This window comes from Vibrio sp. S12_S33 (assembly GCF_963889785.1).
In the GTDB taxonomy this organism is placed as follows: Bacteria; Pseudomonadota; Gammaproteobacteria; order Enterobacterales; family Vibrionaceae; genus Vibrio; species Vibrio aestuarianus.
Window position 1 is genome coordinate 20,992 of record NZ_CAWPQZ010000028.1, and the last position, 17,241, is coordinate 38,232.

Consider the following 17,241-nt stretch of genomic DNA (forward strand, 5'->3'; position numbering starts at 1 on the left):
AATGTTGACGCTCAAACTAACAGAAAACACCAGCTAGCTCTATATCATGTAGGCGAAGATAAGGGGTGATATATGGACGATATCAAATTTTGACCGACTCTGGGCATCTTGTAAAAGTATGGTGTCATCTATTGCTGTGAAAAATGTTCGGAGAGCACAGAGCGTCGGTTTTTACTCGGATCGCCGCTTTCATCGGCTTGGATAGTTTCTTCGTAGCCTTGTTTTATAAATCGTTGATTGGGTGTGCTGGGTTCAATGCGCTTTAACTGAGGTGAGTTGATTGTCCCTGACTGCTGGTAAATCGTTATGCCGTCACCAGTTCGAATTTCAATTTGTTTTCCGTTGTAGTCAAAGTTTGTGCTTATCAACCGGTTGTTGCGAAATACTCCTTTTTCATTAAAGGTCAGAATCTCCGTGCTATAACTAGGTGCACCAATTTCAATCCATGAACCATAGACCTGTTTCGGATGAGTGTACTCTTGATAGCTGAAAAACAGCAGTGCCGCAAAGCCGACAGCCAATGTGACTAATGCTATCCAAAAAACACTTTTGAAAAGCGATTCTCTCTTCATTGAGGGGCCTGAAAATGTTTTTTTTGCATTCGATAAATCCTTATTCTGTTTAGGTTATCTAAGGGGGGCAGTTTGAACCAATAACCTATTTAGCCATCCCTTTTCTACCTTTAATCTGCAACTTCAAGTTGTTTGGGTATAGAACGAAATCAGAGACTGAAAGATGTCGTACAGTTTGGCAAATTTCGCGCTATTAAATGAGACTCTAATTCCAAATGAAGGGCTAATGGATGACAAGATAGATAGTGTTTTAATTGTTCTACTATTGATTATAGACTTAGTGCTGTGGTTTGTTTTGGCCTAATTTGCTTCTTGTGTAATTTGAAATTATCAGATAAAACAAGTGAATGATTTATCACAGTAGGTCGATGATGACCTTTACAAGGAAGAAAAATGATCAAAGAAAACTCGTATTTTGAAGGTAACGTAAAATCGTTGGGTTTCACGCAGCAAGATGGTGATAGCTCTGTTGGGGTTATGGCTCCTGGCGAGTACACTTTTGGTACAGCAGCCCCAGAACGAATGACCGTGGTTAAGGGTACATTAATCATTAAGCGTCTTGGTGATGAAGAGTGGTCGACTTTTAGCAGTGGCGAGTCATTTGAGGTGGCCGGAAATTCATCGTTTGATTTACAGGTAGCGCAATCTACAGCCTATTTATGTGAATATCTGTAGTTATTGCTTTCATTGTTACGTCCACTGATATAAAAAAGCCACACCCAATAGTGTGGCTAAAACAAAAAATGAATGGCAGTGGATATTCAGTTTTTGTGCTGTGGGATCTAAACCAGAACCCAATAATGTTTTTACTCATACATACCTTGTTATTAGGTCAACAGGCTCTAATACGTGGTAAGTGAACGTTATACCGATGCGGATGATATTTAGATCATTAATAGGTTTCAAAAAGACCAGAGTTGTAGTCTTTGATGGCTTGTTCAATCTCTTCAAAAGAGTTCATAACAAATGGGCCGTAATGTACTACGGGTTCATTGATTGGTTCGCCCATCAATAGCAATACACCACCGATTTCATTGGTTTCAAGCTCTAAGAACTCACCTTTTGACATCAATGCTATCTCACCCTCTCTTAATACTTTTGTACCCAAGATTATGTGTCCTTGGTAGACATAAACCATCACATTATGGTTTTCTGGAGTGTTGATACGGATAGCGCTTTTGGGTATCGCTTGCCAGTCTGCTACACTCAATGTCGACCCTGTCTGAGTCAAAGGGCCAATCAATGTCTCGCCATTACAATCGATGTGACCAGCTAAAACTCGCAGTAAGCTAGTACTAGGTGTGCGATATTCAGTAATGCTCTCCGGTTGAAAGTCATGGTATTGAGCAGGAAGCATTTTATGGCTAGCGGGTTGATTTATCCAAATCTGAAAACCATGCAAGTGGCCGTCTTGCATAATTGGCATTTCACTATGAATGACTCCACGTCCTGCTGCCATCCATTGGGCACCGCCAGAACGTAACTCGCCAATATTACCCATATGATCTTTGTGCTGAAAATGCCCATTTAACATATAGGTGAGCGTTTCTATACCGCGGTGAGGATGAGGCGGAAAGCCACCTATATAGTCAGATTTTTGGTCTGACTTTAATTCATCAATCATCAAAAATGGTGAAAAGTGGGTATTATTAAACCCTGCGACTCGGCGAATTTTAACTCCATCACCATCAGATGTTGGTTGCGCGCGAAGCATTTGTTGCACTGTACGTTGGTTTGGCATAACAGCTCTCCTCTACGGAATACGCAAAGTGTAAATCAACAATCTTGAAATGATGAGCCCACGGATTTGAGTATCTTCTTCAATAATTTCGAACATATCTATGCTCTCCCTACTTGATGCAGCTGTGACGTTGGCTATGCTCACCTAATCCGGCTCCGTCGTAAATCTGGATGAAAGCGTAGTAAAAGATGTAATGACCCTGCGAGTGCATAGAATCGTTCAAAGGCATTGTTGTCTTCAATTTTTATATGCTCTTGCAGACAATGAATAGAAATACTGCCATTATTCACGCTTTAAAATCTAAACAAATAATTAGCCACTAGTGATTTTTTTCTTCTAGACTTGAGTTGGTATCTAACTCTTTAGGGGGGCTTAAGAATGGCAGAGTTAGTAGGAAGGCATTTAGAAGAAATGGCCAATATGCAATTATCCCGCAAACGTAGAGTTGTGGGGTTGTGTTCTGTTGTGTCTGCTGCTCTATTTTCCTACTATGGTTTCGTTCAGTTCATCGATCACAGCTACTATCTTAGCTTATTTAATTTTATCTGCTTGTTGGTGATCATTTTCAATGCTATCTATTTATATCAGCGTCCCGATATGCCCTACGCCGACTTAATTCTTAGCGGAATTTTACTGACTAAAGGTATCATGCTGCTGCTTTACAGCGCGCAAGCCACAAGCGGTATTTTATGGCTCTATCCTATTCTAGCTGCGGTCATTTTCATTAATGACTTCAAAATTGGGATAGTATTTAGCTTTAGTTTTAGCATGTTGGTTGGTATCTCATTATTGGTGACTAATACGCAATTATCATCAGACTACTTATCGGCGGATCGTTTCGTTATCAGCCTAACTATTTTAGGTGTCATCTGTCATATCTCAGCTTACTATTACAACAAAGCCATCAATTATATCCAATCCCTCTATCAAGAAGGGATTGAGGACCTTGCCTATACCGACCAACTCACTGGTCTTGCTAACCGTTGGAGTTTTGAAAATTGGGCGAATGAAAAGCTTTCTCAGCAAATGAAAAGTAATTCCATCACTGCCTTAGTGTTTCTCGATATTGATAATTTTAAATCGATTAATGACAACTATGGCCACGATGTTGGCGATAAAGTGCTGCAATATTTTGCTAACAGATTAAAGAACAACGTTAGGAATAGAGACAGGAAGACAGCTAAACATGACTGTTCAATTGCAAGGTTTGCAGGGGATGAATTCGTATTGTTGTTGTACGATGTAAGAACCAAAAAAGATCTTGATACTATTCTTAACCGTATTTGTTACATGTTTGAGCATAAATACCAAAGTTCCGAGATGATTAACAACCTCACTGTCAGCGTTGGTGTTGCGCTATTTCCAAATGATGCTGATAACCTACCAGAACTCACCAACTGTGCGGATAAAGCCATGTATTGGGCAAAACACAAAGGTAAAAATCAGTACCAGTATTATCAACATATATCTTCTGCTGAAATTCAAGAATCAAAATGCTCAGCAACCGTCACACTAATTAAAAAGGCTAGCGAGTCATATACATAAGCCATAGCCCTAATACGCATAACAGTGACATCCATACAGCGTACCTTACTGTATTGGGTTTATCCTTTGTGGGTTTAACTACTGGCCTTAGTGCAACTCGCTTTGCTGCATCGATAATGGAAAGGTCTTTCTCATCACGATTTTCAAGTATTTCACGTTTTTTCTGTGCTTGGTTGGCAACTTTGGTAAAACGGTGCATCTGATCCTGAGTGAAATCTTCATTAGGATCATAGTGCGCATTTTTATCTGTATGTTTAGGTAACACTGACATCTCACTTCTCCCCCTCTGAATGCACTTAATTCAATTATAGCTTACCTCTTTGAGTTGTTTTGACCGCTAATTGTTACGAAGTTCTACAAGAGCGAGGGCAATGTTGTATGCCGTCAGTATTACATTACTAAAAACAAAGGGTCCATTCCATCTACTAACCTTCAAGGATCTTTGCGTTGGCTTTGTACCGTAATTTGAATTTATTGATAATTTTGCTCTTGGTGCGGGTTGACGATTGAATGACTGATTTTGGTTGTTATTTTATACTAATCGTAGTAAATAACTGTTCATCCTGTCTTGTTATCAAGCCTTTTTCCTGCGCTATTTCTGATCACTTATTTACTGTGATTGGTATTACTTAAGAGGTGACATTTTTTCTAAGCCATAAGGTAAGTTGGAAAAAACGCTCGGATTACGTTCGATAGTCGGTGCTTGGTTAACGCTTTGCCAGTCAAGCAACATGATTGCTAACACATTACGGTGTTCGCCATAAGCGAGCTCGAAATCTCCTGTTGTCGATGGGATCATGCCTTGCTCTTTATCAATTGAGGCTTGAATCGCTAGTCGTGTTTTCTCTACAACAGGGTCGGTTTCTAAACCTGCAAGCAGAAAAGAAATGCCTACTTCGGCGATGACATCTTCTTTTGCTCGCGCCAAAATGGTATCAATATTGTTACGGAAATAATCGTAGATCCACTGATGTCGTTTTTCGCTGACTAGATGCTGGTAATACTCAGAATCAGCGAAAATAATGTGCGTCATACCATACAGCTTATTGCCATATTGTTGGCTAGACAGCTTTCTGTCGGCTGAATCTGGGTAGGTTTTTCTAAAACTATCAATAAACGGTTGCACTACATCTTGCTCACCTAATTGTCGTAACCAATAGACTTGGTTAGCCAACTGTGCCGACCATGCCTTGATCATTGCTTCATTAGTGACGTACTTAGTGAAATCGTATCGACGAATCACTTTGCGAAGCACTTGGTCATCTTTATGTTTAAGGCCATATTCATTAGCTCTAGCCATTGAACCAAGCAAATCAACACCTAGGTAAAGGTACTCAGGTGTATTTCTAGTTGCCATATAGCGTAGTTTGCTACGCTCATCGGTCTCATCAACATAGCCACTTAAACGCTTTTCTGAATAGAGAAAAATTTGTTCTGGAGTGTGAACCTCTTCTGCAAATTTGTTGAGTCGACTCGCTACGCGAGCAAGGTCACTCCACACTGCTGCAGAGTATTTGGCATCCAACGTCTGTCGGTACATTCTTAAGCCATAATGGCCTTCTTTAAAGGCTGGTAAGGTGTAAAGCTGGCTTTCATAGGTTTGGCGGATGCGTTCTGCTGATTGTTCAAAGCCTTCATGTGGAGCCAATGTTTGCTGTGCAAAACTAAAGGTGGGTAAGCAAAGAGCAGTGGCTAAACAATATAATGAAATTAATCTTTTAAGTAACATGATCAAAACTTTGCAAATTATCAATTGAGTAGAGCTTACTATTATGGGTCACTAGCATTGTGAGTAATCGGTCAGGTGAGGGTAAATTAACCGATTTTGAGTGTTTTATTTCATGGGTATTGATAGCTTGGATCCGCACCAGAAGTTTTGGACACTGAGTTAAGTGAGTACAATCACTAACGAGGTGAACAATGACAACTAAGAAAACACGAATCAAACATGCTCCTGAATTTAAAGCCGAAGCGCTTAAGTTAGCAGAGAAAATCGGTGTCGTTGCTGCCGCACGACAGCTATCGTTGTATGAATCTCAAATTTATGGGTGGCGTAAAGCCGTCAAAAAAGATACAAAAATCAGCGATAGAGAAATCAAGCATCTTCAATGATTACAGGTATAGATCATAAAATTAATTTGATTAGTATTACATGGGTTCATGCTGAATTTGCTTGGAAGCTTAATCGCTTACTGTTTAAAACCAGAAAAGCCATCACTCAACATCACCAATACTGAAAAGTCTGGGTTGATGGTGATGGCTTAAACCGATCTCAGGTTACTTTAGTAATCATAAAATACGAAACATATGCTACCGATGTAGTTTTGCTGTGGCATTCATTGTTTTCTTAATACTACTAATCGATTTTTCTTTTGACATGTTTACTATAGTTGCATAAAGACAATCAATTAGTGCGAGTTTTATTAGTCTGGCAGTCCCATTTTTCCCTAAAATCGGCTCAGGAGAAGCTGGAGCAAAAATGGCCAAATCTGATATCTGGGTCATTTCAGCAGTAAAGTTATTTGTAACAGTGATCAGTTTCGCTCCTGCTTTTTTTACTTCTCTAGCCGCATCGAGTAGATCTACGGTTTGTCCCGAATGAGAAATCATAAGTACAGCATCTTCCTCGGTCATCAAGCTTGCGGACATAATCATCATGTGATAATCCTTAGGTACTTGCGTATGAATTCCTATCCGTAGAAGCTTATGGTGAAAATCTTCAGCGATGATTGATGTGCCTCCGACTGCCATTATGGTAATTCGCTTTGCCCCAAGAAGAACTCGGGCGGCTTGTTCGATGCTTGGTACTGAAGAAAAAGACAAGGCTTCTTGTAAGGCACCAAGCGAATTGTTTAGAACTTTTTGGACAATTTGGGCACAATCGTCGGTAGGCTCCAATGTTTGCGTGAACAAACGCGACTCACAATGAGACACGATGAGTGCTGTTTTCAGCTCCTTAAAACCATCATAGCCAATCTTTTTACAAACCTTAACAACCAAGGCATTCGATACATCTAACTCAGCTGAGATCTGACTAATTGTCGTTTCTTTTGTAATTGAGCGATTGTTAAGAAAGTGCTCTGCGATGCTTCGCTCTGTTTTGGTCAAAGATGGCATCATCATACGAATTTTCGGCAACACTTTATTAAAATTAAGGTTCACAGCTCCACCAATTACTAAGGTCCGGTAAAGAACATTAGTTTAGATTGTTAACGTGTGCGGTTCAATGCTTGAATCGCAGCACCAGAAGCCCCGTTGAAGCTTGAGGAGGGTGCTGGCATGAATACCAATGACTCTCGAGGTAAAGGGCCACGAGTTCGAGCTAACGTTTCGCGTTTAAGTTCAGTGTATGGAAAACTTTCCATATCCATGACACCGCCACCAAAAATGACAACATCGGGGTCAAATAGGTTGATCGATGTTGCAATTGATTTGGCTAGTTTGTTAATAAAGCGAGACACAAACTCTTTGTTACAATCTTGTTCAAAAAAGCTTGTAATTTGGTACTTTGCATTTTGACGTTCGTATTCAGCTTTCAGTTGTACACCAGATACAACGGTTTCTAAACACCCTTTATTGCCACATCCACAAGTTTTTGAATCATCCCCAAAAGGAATGTGTCCCAACTCACCTGCAACACCATGTGCTCCGGTATATACATCTCCATTAATCCAAATCGAAAAGCCAAAACCAGTCCCTAGATAACAACCCAATACTAATTTATTCGCAATATTGAGATGGTCAGTGTCATATGCGATTTGTAAATTAACATCACGTTCAAGTTCTACCTGGCAACTAAACATCTCTTGAAGGTGAGGGACTAAGGAATTGAACTCGGTGTTATTGACAGTTAAATTAGGGGTCGACAGAACTTTCTTTCGGTCTTTGGAAATTGTTGCCGGTAGACCAATTATGATACGATGCAAGTTCAGGTCATATCTTACAATAAAAGCTTTGATTAATTGGCTCAACCCTCTGACCAAGCCAACTTCAACCACTTTTTCCGTTGGCATTTTATCTAGTTCAATAATGTTGCGTTGCTCATCGAGTATACATAGACGTGTATGTGTACCACCCATATCAATACCCATATATGCATGTTTACTCATTAACAATTCCTATCATTGCTGTATGGATGTCGCTCATCATAATAGACCACGCCTGATCAATCTCAGAGGCGTTGTTGAATAACCCTGAACTGCCTACAATTAACACATCGGCACCGGCATCGAGAAGAGTTGCATAGGTGTTCTTGTTGCAAGAACCATCTATTTCTAGTTCAAAGGACAGATTATGTTCGTCTCTAAACGCACGGAATTGCTTAATTTTGCCGACAACCTCTGGTATGAATGGCTGACCTGAAAACCCAGGGTCAACTGTCATTAAAGTCACTTTATCCAAACGATTTAGGTACATAGCAACTTCTTCTAAACGTGTCTCTGGGTTAATCACCACCCCTACTTTCATGCCATTATCTCGAATCTCATTAATAATTCTATAAGCTTGACCATTGGCAGTTTCGGCATGAAAACTGATCATAGCTGCACCAGCTTCAGCAAGTGACTTAATATAGTTTTGAGGGTTTGTAACCATCAAATGACAGTCCATTGGAGCAGTAGTAAGATCTTTTATTTGACTAACAAAAAATGGTGACAAAGTTAAGTTGGGGACGAAATGACCATCCATGATATCAACATGGTAATAACCAACTTTGTCATTTAAAAATTCGATTTGTTCTTTAAGTGCCATCAAATCCATACACATTAATGAGGGCGCAATTTTTGGAATAATCATTATTTTTTATCCTTTCTAGCGAAGAATTGATCAAGAGCAACAGCAGAGATAATCAGACCGCCCATTACAACTAGTTGATAATATGTTTGTACTTGCAGAATATTGAGACCATTGTTAATCGTACCGATGATAAGACCACCAATCACTACACTAACGATGCGTCCTTTGCCTCCGAAGAATGAGGTTCCGCCGATAATCGCAGCGGCAATAGCAAAGGTCTCAAATCCCATGCCAGCAAGAGGCTCTGCTGACCCTAAGCGAGCCGTCGTTACGACACCAGCAATACCTGCACAAATACCAGAGATGATGAACACGATCATTGTATGTTTTTTAACATCGATGCCAGAGTAATGAGCTGACTCTTTATTGCCGCCTATTGCATAGAAATTGCGTCCCAGGCGAGTTTTGGTAGTGAGAAACCATAGAATCGTTGCCATAGTTAGGGCGATAATCACAGGCGTCGGAATGCCGAATACTGAACCCGCAAATATTTCTACAAAAGTATAGCTAAAACCGTAGACTGAATTTGCATCTGAAATGATAAGTGTTGCACCACGGAAGATGGTATTCGTACCCAGTGTAATTATAAATGGATGCAGCCCCGTATAATTGACTAAAGCGCCGTTAATAGCTCCCATTGAACCACCAACAAAAATGCCACCAATTACTGCTGCTAAGATTGGGTCCAATCCCATAATCATTAGTTTAGCTGTCACCATCCCAGAAAACGCTATGACCGCACCAACTGAAAGATCTATGCCAGCAATCAAGATTGCGAAGAATACGCCCATACCAATTAATACATTGACAGACGATTGAGTGAAAATTTGAATAATGTTATTTCCAGTTAGGAAGTACTCTGGAGATGTGATACCAAAAATCAGGATCATCAGAACTAATATTGCAAGGGTACCGTAGTTCTCCCAAAGTTTCCCAAAGTTGAGCGGTTGTTTTCCTGCCGCCCCATGCGGCTTATCTAATTTGGTAATGCCCATTTCATGATCTCCTCTTCACTGAGATTTTGGTTTAAGAGAATGTTTGAAATATGTCCTTCGTTCACAACAGCAACTCTATCGCTTACAGAAAGGATTTCCGGTAGTTCAGAAGAAACCATGATCACGACTTTGCCGTCATCACATAGCTGACGCATGATTTTGTATATTTCCGATTTTGCACCGACATCGATACCGCGAGTAGGTTCATCGAAAATGATAATTTCTGGATCTGATGCCATCCATTTTGAAATGATCACCTTTTGCTGATTGCCACCAGATAAATCGGTAATCTTTTGATGGATGGAGTCACATTTGATGGATAGCAATGACTTATATTTTTGAGCCATGCTTGATTCTTCATGTGGATTGAAGCAACCCATCATGCCGCAATATCCCCCTCTTTTAAGTGAATGGGCTATAGCAATGTTCTGGCCGATAGTGAAGTTGTCAAAAAAACCATTCTCTCGGCGAGATTCAGTGACATATGCCATGCCGTTGTTCATAGCATCTAAAGGTGATCTAGGTGTTATATCTTTGTTTTTATATATAATTTTCCCACTATTTATCGCATCAATACCGAACAAGCAATTCATTATTTCTGTTCGACCTGCGCCGACTAAGCCTGCAAAACCTATAATTTCACCTTGTCGCACGTCAAAAGAAACACCTTTGACGGTTTTCTTATCCCAAGAAGTGATATTTTCTACAGAGAGTACGACAGGTTTATTCTGAATCTTTGAGGCTTCTCTTGTGCGCTTCTCGATTTCACGGCCAACCATGAGCCGAATTATTTCGTCGTCCGAGGTACCTTCTACTAACCCAGACCCCATCGAATGGCCATCACGTATAACCGTGTAACGGTCGCAAATTTGATGTATTTCTTTTAACTTATGTGAGATATAAACAATAGCTGTACCTTTGTTTCTTAACTTTTTTACAACCGAAAAGAGCTTGTCTACTTCTGTTTTTGTCAAAGATGATGTAGGTTCATCCATAATAAGAACACGAGCATTAGTGGACAACGCTTTCGCAATTTCAATCATTTGCTTGTAAGAAATAGCAAGGTCTTCCACTTTGGCATCTAAATTTATATCCATACCAAGCTCACCCATGATGAGTTCTGCTTCGTGTCGCATCAATGACCAGTCGACAATTTCTATCCCCAGTACTTTTTTAGTGAGTAGTCGACCAATAAAAATGTTTTCGAGTACGGAAAGTTCTTCAATTAAACTGAGTTCTTGGTATATGATACTGATCCCGAGCTCTGCGGCTTCTTGGTGTGTTAAGCAGGTGTAGTCACGACCATTTATTTCTATGCTTCCATGTGTAGGATGATGGATTCCTGACAACACTTTCATCAACGTACTTTTACCTGCTCCGTTCTCACCAAGTAGGGCATGGACCTCTCCGGAATAGATACTTAAGTTAACGTTGTCGAGCGCTTTTACATTACCAAAGTACTTGGCTATATTGCACATTTCAATGATTGGTGTGTTCATTATTCACCCTTAAAGGGCGGTGAATGTTGTTCACCGCCACTGGATTGTTACTTAACTAAAACAGCTGGAACCATTGCAGTTTGTGGCGCTTGATCAACTGTAATCATCTCACCACTTTCAACCGATTTAATTAATATTTTCATACCCTCAATGCCAATTTGAGCTGGATCTTGCGCAACTGTTGCTGTCATTTGACCGGCCTTAACAAGTTTTCTAGCTTCTGGAACGCCATCTGTACCCACAACCAAAATCTTACCTTGCTTACCTGAATTTCTAACGGCTTGAACCGCGCCCATTGCCATAGTGTCATTCGCACAATAGATCGCTGATAAATCAGGATTTCTCTGAAGCATATTTGTTGCTACATCCAGAGCCTTCATACGATCCCAATCTGCAGGCTGAGAAGCAACTAACTCAACGTTGGTCGTTTTCTTGAAAACTTGTTCTGCGCCTGAGCGACGAGCTTCACCAGATGCGTTACCTGCTTTCCCTTCGATAATGGCAACTTGACCGCCTTTCTCACCAAGCTTGTCTATGATGAATTGCGCACCAGTACTACCAACTGCAACGTTATCAGTGGTAACAAAACCTGCAACTTGAGCATTGGCTGCATTCATACCTGCGATATCAACTTTTTCATCAAGGTTTACTAAATGAATTCCTTTTTTATATGCCTTCACTGCCGGTGAAACTAAGTTGTTTGCTGATAATGGAGCGAAAGCAATACCTTTGTAGTCTCGGTTAGTAATGTCTTCAAACAAGCGCATTTGAGCTTGCATATCACCTTCCGAAGCTGCCGCATAGATATCCACTTCAATACCTTCAGCTTCAGCATAACTTTCAATGCCTTGTTTCATTTCTACCCAGAATGGGTTGTTTAGTGTTTTTAAAATTACTGCGTAATCTGCTGCCATAGCTGTCGATGCTGTCATACCGAGTGCAATTGCAAGAGCTGTATTCGTTAAAGTTTTAATATTCATGTGTGTCACTCCACGTCATTGGTAGTTCATTTTTATCCGTTTTATAGAGCAGTTTTTGCCCGCTGCTTAATATTTATACGCATCAATTTTTTTTATTCTTAGATTTTGGTCACAAATTAAACAATTTGAATGAAGTCACAATTTTATCAATAAATTGTAACTCATTGTTTTATATGCTAATTTGTTTTTGATAGACACCGGTTCTCTCTATATAATTTCACTAAATATTTATTTTTGTGAAAAATGAGGTTAAGAAATGAAAGTGGCAATTGCAAATGATCATGTCGGTATAGAATTGAAACCGACCATCATTGAACTATTAGAATCTAGAGGTTTGGAGGTAATGGATCTCGGAGCAAACTCAATTGAACGTACCGATTATCCTGTGTATGGCGCCAAAGTTGCTCTAGCGGTAACCTCCGGTGAAGCTGATTTAGGTATATTGATTTGCGGTACAGGAGTAGGAATTTCGCTTGCTGCGAATAAGGTCAACGGTGTTCGAGCGGTTGTATGTTCGGAACCATACACAGCAAAGCTTTCAAAGCAACATAATAATACCAATATCTTGGCATTTGGTTCGAGAGTTGTTGGACAAGAGCTGGCAAAGATGATTGTAAATGAGTGGTTAGATGCCGAATTTGAAGGAGGGCGGCACCAGAATAGAATCAACCAAATTTCAGCATTGGAAAACCAATACTAAAGTTCTAGTTTGTACCATTATAGCTTTTCTATTACTCCTGTCATACGTAACAAAAATGGGCTGGAGATATCACTTATCTAGCGACAAGCGAAGGCTGGATCTATTTAGCCGTTGTTATCGACTTGTACTCACGGCAAGTTGTTGGTTGATCAATGAGTACCAGAATGACCGCAACTCTGGTCTGTGATGCGCTATCGATGGCATTGTTCCGCAGAGGCATACCTGAAGAAGTGGTTATTCATAGTGATATGAGGTAGCCAATATTGCTCAAAATACTCCCGATACTTAATCGCAGCTCATAATCTAAAACAAAGTATGAGTAGGAAGGGAAATTGCTGGGATAACGCCTGTGTTGAAAGTTTTTTCCACTCAATGAAAGTAGAAGCCGTCCAATACGAGCCGATAATGACGCGAGAAGAAATGCGTCAAGCACTCTTTGAATACATCGAAGTTGATTAATAATCGAACAAGAAGGCACAGTGCTCTTGGATATCTAAGCCCAGTTAACTTTGAAAAACAATATGTCGCTTAATGCGGTGTCCAGTCTGACTGGAGCAGATCATTGTTAGTGAACCTTATTTTGTTCACATTTATTAATAGCCAATCACGCTTATTGTTATTGGTTTTTTTATGCCATTTGCTTAGTATTTTTATTCGCCACACTTATCGTAACAACTTGGCTTTCTTGGACAAACAGCGCCACGAGAGCAGATCAAACGAGCTTGATTTTCTATCCCACGTTCAATCCAATTAATGTTTAAGATTTTCGCGATGGTGGTGAGATCTTTTTTGATATGCCTTGGTATTGCGGTACTTCCTCCTCCACGTACACAAGATGCTTTAAGCTCCTCTGCAATGGAAAGTGCGTCTCCACCTTGCGCATTAATCGCAGGGTTTAAATCAATCCCTGCGCATAAAACTCGATTATTTCCAGCGGGGTCAACCATATTGACCGACTCGCAGCAGTAGATTCTAGGCTCATCCCCCACATTTAAAATCGAGATTTGTGCTGAGCTACCCTTTTTAGGTTCTGAGAGGCGTCGAAATACAGCCCAGTGCTGACAAGGGTCATTAACCTTTCGCATATTTCCCCATGGTAGTGGAATACCATTCCCTCGGTATACCGCTTTTAGTTTTCCTTCTCCATAGGCATCAAAATAGTGCCAATGAGGGTAAGGGGATACAACGGTCATACGGCGCATGGCAACGGATGGAGATACTCCCGCCTTCATGTGTACACCAATTTCATAGCCACAGCGGTCAAGCAATTGTCGATAAGGTACTTTAGGGCACAATAATGCCCCTGCGAAAAAGCTTGATTCGAAATCTCGCCATGCTTGAAGAATATCTTGTGAATTGAGCTCACAGGTTGCTTTAGCATCGGGGGCTTCTTCCCAGCTATTCGTGTGACCAACCGTTAAAACGCTTTTTAGCCCTTCTTTGCTGTGTAGAATATTGTGACCAATATAGACAGCTAAGTCGTATTTTAGGCGCGTAGGGTATTCTTTGAGTACCTCATTTAGGTAAATCGTACTTGGTGGCTCAAAAAAAGAGGTGATCAGTTGTTTAGCGCTCACTCCTAACTCATCGACCACATCTTGAGGTGTTCTGGTGACCCAACGGATCGATAAACCAAGGCTTTTAGCAATATCAATCAGGTCTTCAACCGCTAAATTCAATCGTTTCAGTCCTACTTCTTCAGCGGCTCGTTCTAGATCTGGAAAATGATTTTGAAGGCTTTCTTGGTGAGCACGGATCAGCAAGTGGGCAAACTGTCGTCCTGTAATCCCAGTTTGCGATAGCATCTCTGGAATAGCGATTTGCAAAATATCATTCGAAAATAAAAAACTAGGCTCAAGAGCCATACCGCTGATACCACCTCGGTTACCTTTGTCGGGGGTAATATCAGTTTGTTCTGGTTCATCATCGAGAAACCAAGCCGGATCTTTTTGGAAAACCTGAGCAATAACTTCCAGCATATCAATACTCGGAACACGTTTCCCCCGTTCAATCATAGATAGATAAGAAACCGACGGTGCATATTCAGGGTTGATACGAATACAGCGTGCAGAAAGGTCTTCCATTGTTAAGTGATTGCGTTTTCTCAGGTTTCGTACTTTGGTACCTAAGAAGTGAGATTGACGAACTAAACTTTTTGACAAGGCCATTTTGTAAAATTCACACTGTAAAATTTTTGTTGTGAAATTGTAGTAAAAAATTGGTTAATCTACCAAGTAAGCAAGGTCACAAATTTGCCGTAAAGTTAAACGCAAGTTTGGAATAATTGCTCTAGGACACAAAATAATGAGTTATCCAAGAGGGAAAGACGATGAATATGCTGACATTCGATAAAACAGAAATCCAAAAACAAAACAAACCCTTTATCGCTGAAGCTGTCTTCGCCGTCGAGACGATCAGTGCTAATCAACAAAACGAAAAACAGATACAAGCAAAGCAGCTACTGGATAGGCTTTTCCCGCTTGAAATGGGTTCTCACCAAGATGTTACTAGCTACGTGATAGACTACCGTCATGTACTGGCTTACTTCAAAGATGGTCGACATAGTGGATTAAAGCACCCCAAGCATTTCGTGGCATTCAACGGTGAAAAAGAGTTACCTTGCTCGATACTATTTCGTGATGGTAATGGAAGTCATGTTGAGGTGATGTTTGGTTGCACTAAAGGTACGGGATGTGTCGAGTTGATCGTCATTGATGATATTCAGTTAGAAACATGCACAACATTCACTCAGTTTGCTGAGGATGTGCCAAGTGCAGCAATGCGTCATTGGATAAGTCTAGTGAAAGGTGATGAACAGGGTAAACCCAAAGCGTGCAGTGAAGATAAAGAGTACAGGGCTAAAAATGGTGATGATTACTGCTTAAATTACAGTTTTAATATCGCCTAATGAGTTGAACAGTGAAATGAAATATGGGGCTAAAGGCCCCATGTCTTTTATAAGATGTAATATATTAAAGGGGCATTACACGATTACGCCCGAGTTGTTTGGCTTCATAAAGCAAGCTATCGGCTCTTTCTATTAAAGTTTCTGATGTGTCACCAAGTTGCCACTCGGCCACACCAAATGATGCGGTAATATTTCCGACCAGTTTTCCTGAACGTCGATCTTTGACACTCAATTTTTCGATAGAGCGACGCACTGACTCTGCAAATTGTCTTGCGATACGCAATGTTTTATTTGGAACAATCAATACAAATTCTTCACCACCAAAGCGGTAGGCTGTTATGCCATCTCGGCTGGTGGATTGTAGTCTTTTAGCAATTCCTTTAATGACAGTATCGCCAAATAAATGCCCGTAGTTGTCATTGAATGACTTAAAGTGGTCAATATCGAGTAAAATCAAACTGATCGGTTGCTGCGCGCTGATGAGAACATTTAGATCATCGTTGAATGAGCGGCGATTATATAAGCCAGACAACCCATCAAATAAAGCCCCTTTTTGTACTTCAGCTAGTTGTTCTTTCAGGCGTTGAATTTCCTGGCTAGCATTGTTTAATTGACCATTTAAAAATCGTGTTGAGTGACGGATATCACGAGATTCTGTCACCAACTGACGTACTAATGTCATCACTTCTTCTATCGATAACTCATCATCTTCAACTCGCTCTAACTCACTAAAGATTTTGTCTATCACTTTTGCAAATTCACTAGTATCGGTGAGTGTATCAGTCATGGAACTTGCAACTTCATTGACCAATATCTCAATGTTATTGCGCAATTGATTTAAGTTAGTTTCAGAACGGCTAGCCACGTAATTGTTATAGAGCTGCGAGCTAGTTGCTGGTGGGCAAAGACCAAAGTTCTCAAGCACAGTATCGAGCTCTTGGTTGAGCTGAGGAATGACATTATCTACATAGGTATACCAAAGGGCATAATTAGAAGGCGTTGCCGCAACATGATTTTTCATCATTAACGGAACTACTTTTTTTAAATTAGCCGTAGATCTTTTAAAGTCGTCGTTGGTCATTATCGTAAATGTAGTTGCTAGTCACAGAATTCATATTGCTAAGATTAGCGGATATCACAATGATATGCGCTAAAAAAATGCATCTTATGGATCTGTTTGAATTTTTTAACAGTAATTATTGAAAGCTAGTTGATTTTGATCAAATTAATAACCAGTTGGATGACTTGGATTCAGCTATATTATAAATAATTAAGACCATAAGGAGTTGGCTTAATGTCGATAGTAGACGTAAGTAAAGAAACATCACCTTCAGGCTGGCTGAAGATATTTTCGTTAGTCAGTGTGCGTTTGAAAGCAATTGCTGTGATCACCACCTGCTTTTTCTTCCTTCTCACCTATGAAGGTATCAAGGGTATGCAGCATACGATTCGTGCTGGAAAGGTATTGGATGAATTAGGAGCGGCATGAAGTCAACTATTACTTGCC

The 17,241-nt window shown here is 40.3% G+C and carries 17 protein-coding genes and 3 pseudogenes; 8 read left to right on the top strand and 12 right to left on the bottom strand.

What is annotated here, in order from left to right:
* Positions 1–128: 128 nt before the first annotated feature.
* On the bottom strand, positions 129–572 hold the full coding sequence (locus AACW06_RS13030) for a DUF2850 domain-containing protein (protein WP_192075385.1): 444 nt from the start codon (positions 570–572) through the stop codon (positions 129–131).
* Between the two features lie 393 nt (positions 573–965).
* On the opposite strand from AACW06_RS13030, the gene ppnP reads away from it, so the two are divergent.
* On the top strand, positions 966–1,247 hold the full coding sequence (ppnP, locus tag AACW06_RS13035; protein ID WP_192075386.1) for a pyrimidine/purine nucleoside phosphorylase: 282 nt from the start codon (positions 966–968) through the stop codon (positions 1,245–1,247).
* Between the two features lie 217 nt (positions 1,248–1,464).
* Here the strand turns inward: ppnP and AACW06_RS13040 are convergent, their stop codons facing one another.
* Entirely contained in the window at positions 1,465–2,313 is an 849-nt protein-coding gene (locus AACW06_RS13040; RefSeq protein WP_192075387.1) for a pirin family protein, read from the bottom strand.
* Positions 2,314–2,691: 378 nt separating this feature from the next.
* Here AACW06_RS13040 and AACW06_RS13045 point away from each other — a divergent pair, with 378 nt between their 5' ends.
* On the top strand, positions 2,692–3,858 hold the full coding sequence (locus tag AACW06_RS13045; RefSeq protein WP_192075388.1) for a GGDEF domain-containing protein: 1,167 nt from the start codon (positions 2,692–2,694) through the stop codon (positions 3,856–3,858).
* On the opposite strand, the gene AACW06_RS13050 is transcribed toward AACW06_RS13045, so the two are convergent.
* Together AACW06_RS13050 and AACW06_RS13055 are read right to left on the bottom strand one after the other, a co-directional pair.
* Positions 3,839–4,129 (bottom strand): hypothetical protein, encoded by a 291-nt coding sequence (locus AACW06_RS13050; protein WP_192075389.1) that lies wholly within the window; start codon positions 4,127–4,129, stop codon positions 3,839–3,841. The genes AACW06_RS13045 and AACW06_RS13050 overlap by 20 nt on opposite strands.
* 354 nt (positions 4,130–4,483) lie before the next feature.
* Positions 4,484–5,587, bottom strand: coding sequence for a DUF3541 domain-containing protein (locus AACW06_RS13055; protein ID WP_192075390.1), 1,104 nt, complete (start codon positions 5,585–5,587; stop codon positions 4,484–4,486).
* A gap of 191 nt (positions 5,588–5,778) precedes the next feature.
* Here AACW06_RS13055 and AACW06_RS13060 point away from each other — a divergent pair.
* Both AACW06_RS13060 and AACW06_RS21020 read left to right on the top strand, forming a co-directional pair.
* A pseudogene (locus AACW06_RS13060) lies at positions 5,779–5,952 on the top strand (transposase); the annotation flags it as partial.
* Between the two features lie 54 nt (positions 5,953–6,006).
* Positions 6,007–6,123, top strand: a pseudogene (locus AACW06_RS21020) (IS982 family transposase); the annotation flags it as partial.
* Positions 6,124–6,168: 45 nt separating this feature from the next.
* Here the strand turns inward: AACW06_RS21020 and AACW06_RS13065 are convergent.
* The 6 genes from AACW06_RS13065 to alsB are packed head-to-tail and all read right to left on the bottom strand — an operon-like array spanning position 6,169 to position 12,126.
* On the bottom strand, positions 6,169–7,020 hold the full coding sequence (locus tag AACW06_RS13065) for an SIS domain-containing protein (protein ID WP_337923449.1): 852 nt from the start codon (positions 7,018–7,020) through the stop codon (positions 6,169–6,171).
* 47 nt (positions 7,021–7,067) lie between these two features.
* The gene (gene alsK / locus AACW06_RS13070; RefSeq protein ID WP_192075391.1) at positions 7,068–7,967 is read right to left on the bottom strand and encodes an allose kinase; all 900 of its coding nucleotides are present in this window, start codon (positions 7,965–7,967) and stop codon (positions 7,068–7,070) included.
* Entirely contained in the window at positions 7,960–8,652 is a 693-nt protein-coding gene (gene alsE / locus AACW06_RS13075) for a D-allulose 6-phosphate 3-epimerase (protein ID WP_192075392.1), read from the bottom strand. The genes alsK and alsE overlap by 8 nt, the downstream gene beginning before the upstream one ends.
* Positions 8,652–9,647, bottom strand: a complete 996-nt coding sequence (gene alsC / locus AACW06_RS13080; RefSeq protein ID WP_192075393.1) for a D-allose ABC transporter permease — start codon at positions 9,645–9,647, stop codon at positions 8,652–8,654. Before alsC ends, alsE begins: the two co-directional genes overlap by 1 nt.
* A complete protein-coding gene (gene alsA / locus AACW06_RS13085) occupies positions 9,629–11,146 on the bottom strand; it encodes a D-allose ABC transporter ATP-binding protein AlsA (RefSeq protein ID WP_192075394.1) in 1,518 nt (505 codons plus the stop codon). Before alsA ends, alsC begins: the two co-directional genes overlap by 19 nt.
* 47 nt (positions 11,147–11,193) lie before the next feature.
* On the bottom strand, positions 11,194–12,126 hold the full coding sequence (gene alsB, locus AACW06_RS13090; RefSeq protein WP_192075395.1) for a D-allose transporter substrate-binding protein: 933 nt from the start codon (positions 12,124–12,126) through the stop codon (positions 11,194–11,196).
* A 256-nt stretch (positions 12,127–12,382) separates the two neighbouring features.
* On the opposite strand from alsB, the gene rpiB reads away from it, so the two are divergent.
* Together rpiB and AACW06_RS13100 are read left to right on the top strand one after the other, a co-directional pair.
* Complete coding sequence (rpiB, locus tag AACW06_RS13095) at positions 12,383–12,826, top strand: ribose 5-phosphate isomerase B (RefSeq protein WP_192075396.1); 444 nt, start codon at positions 12,383–12,385, stop codon at positions 12,824–12,826.
* A gap of 50 nt (positions 12,827–12,876) precedes the next feature.
* A pseudogene (locus AACW06_RS13100) lies at positions 12,877–13,358 on the top strand (IS3 family transposase); the annotation flags it as partial.
* Positions 13,359–13,476: 118 nt separating this feature from the next.
* Here the strand turns inward: AACW06_RS13100 and AACW06_RS13105 are convergent.
* Positions 13,477–14,994, bottom strand: coding sequence for a DUF3612 domain-containing protein (locus tag AACW06_RS13105; protein ID WP_192075397.1), 1,518 nt, complete (start codon positions 14,992–14,994; stop codon positions 13,477–13,479).
* Positions 14,995–15,155: 161 nt separating this feature from the next.
* Between AACW06_RS13105 and AACW06_RS13110 the strand changes: the two genes are divergently transcribed.
* Complete coding sequence (locus AACW06_RS13110; protein ID WP_192075398.1) at positions 15,156–15,734, top strand: hypothetical protein; 579 nt, start codon at positions 15,156–15,158, stop codon at positions 15,732–15,734.
* A 64-nt stretch (positions 15,735–15,798) separates the two neighbouring features.
* Here the strand turns inward: AACW06_RS13110 and AACW06_RS13115 are convergent, their stop codons facing one another.
* Positions 15,799–16,815: a GGDEF domain-containing protein gene (locus AACW06_RS13115; RefSeq protein WP_192075399.1), complete on the bottom strand. Its 1,017-nt coding sequence runs from the start codon at positions 16,813–16,815 to the stop codon at positions 15,799–15,801.
* Between the two features lie 213 nt (positions 16,816–17,028).
* Between AACW06_RS13115 and AACW06_RS21025 the strand changes: the two genes are divergently transcribed.
* Complete coding sequence (locus AACW06_RS21025; protein WP_443263439.1) at positions 17,029–17,223, top strand: hypothetical protein; 195 nt, start codon at positions 17,029–17,031, stop codon at positions 17,221–17,223.
* The last annotated feature ends 18 nt before the right edge of the window (positions 17,224–17,241 follow it).

Excerpts from the sequence above, each read along its gene's own strand:
- AACW06_RS13045 (WP_192075388.1), top strand. The coding sequence starts at position 2,692 with ATGGCAGAGTTAGTAGGAAGGCATTTAGAAGAAATGGCCAATATGCAA.
- AACW06_RS21025 (WP_443263439.1), top strand. The coding sequence starts at position 17,029 with ATGTCGATAGTAGACGTAAGTAAAGAAACATCACCTTCAGGCTGGCTG.
- alsA (WP_192075394.1), bottom strand. The coding sequence starts at position 11,146 with ATGAACACACCAATCATTGAAATGTGCAATATAGCCAAGTACTTTGGT.
- AACW06_RS13055 (WP_192075390.1), bottom strand. The coding sequence starts at position 5,587 with ATGTTACTTAAAAGATTAATTTCATTATATTGTTTAGCCACTGCTCTT.
- ppnP (WP_192075386.1), top strand. The coding sequence starts at position 966 with ATGATCAAAGAAAACTCGTATTTTGAAGGTAACGTAAAATCGTTGGGT.
- AACW06_RS13110 (WP_192075398.1), top strand. The coding sequence starts at position 15,156 with ATGAATATGCTGACATTCGATAAAACAGAAATCCAAAAACAAAACAAA.
- alsB (WP_192075395.1), bottom strand. The coding sequence starts at position 12,126 with ATGAATATTAAAACTTTAACGAATACAGCTCTTGCAATTGCACTCGGT.
- alsK (WP_192075391.1), bottom strand. The coding sequence starts at position 7,967 with ATGAGTAAACATGCATATATGGGTATTGATATGGGTGGTACACATACA.
- AACW06_RS13030 (WP_192075385.1), bottom strand. The coding sequence starts at position 572 with ATGAAGAGAGAATCGCTTTTCAAAAGTGTTTTTTGGATAGCATTAGTC.
- AACW06_RS13105 (WP_192075397.1), bottom strand. The coding sequence starts at position 14,994 with ATGGCCTTGTCAAAAAGTTTAGTTCGTCAATCTCACTTCTTAGGTACC.
- AACW06_RS13115 (WP_192075399.1), bottom strand. The coding sequence starts at position 16,815 with ATGACCAACGACGACTTTAAAAGATCTACGGCTAATTTAAAAAAAGTA.
- AACW06_RS13040 (WP_192075387.1), bottom strand. The coding sequence starts at position 2,313 with ATGCCAAACCAACGTACAGTGCAACAAATGCTTCGCGCGCAACCAACA.
- rpiB (WP_192075396.1), top strand. The coding sequence starts at position 12,383 with ATGAAAGTGGCAATTGCAAATGATCATGTCGGTATAGAATTGAAACCG.
- alsE (WP_192075392.1), bottom strand. The coding sequence starts at position 8,652 with ATGATTATTCCAAAAATTGCGCCCTCATTAATGTGTATGGATTTGATG.
- alsC (WP_192075393.1), bottom strand. The coding sequence starts at position 9,647 with ATGGGCATTACCAAATTAGATAAGCCGCATGGGGCGGCAGGAAAACAA.
- AACW06_RS13050 (WP_192075389.1), bottom strand. The coding sequence starts at position 4,129 with ATGTCAGTGTTACCTAAACATACAGATAAAAATGCGCACTATGATCCT.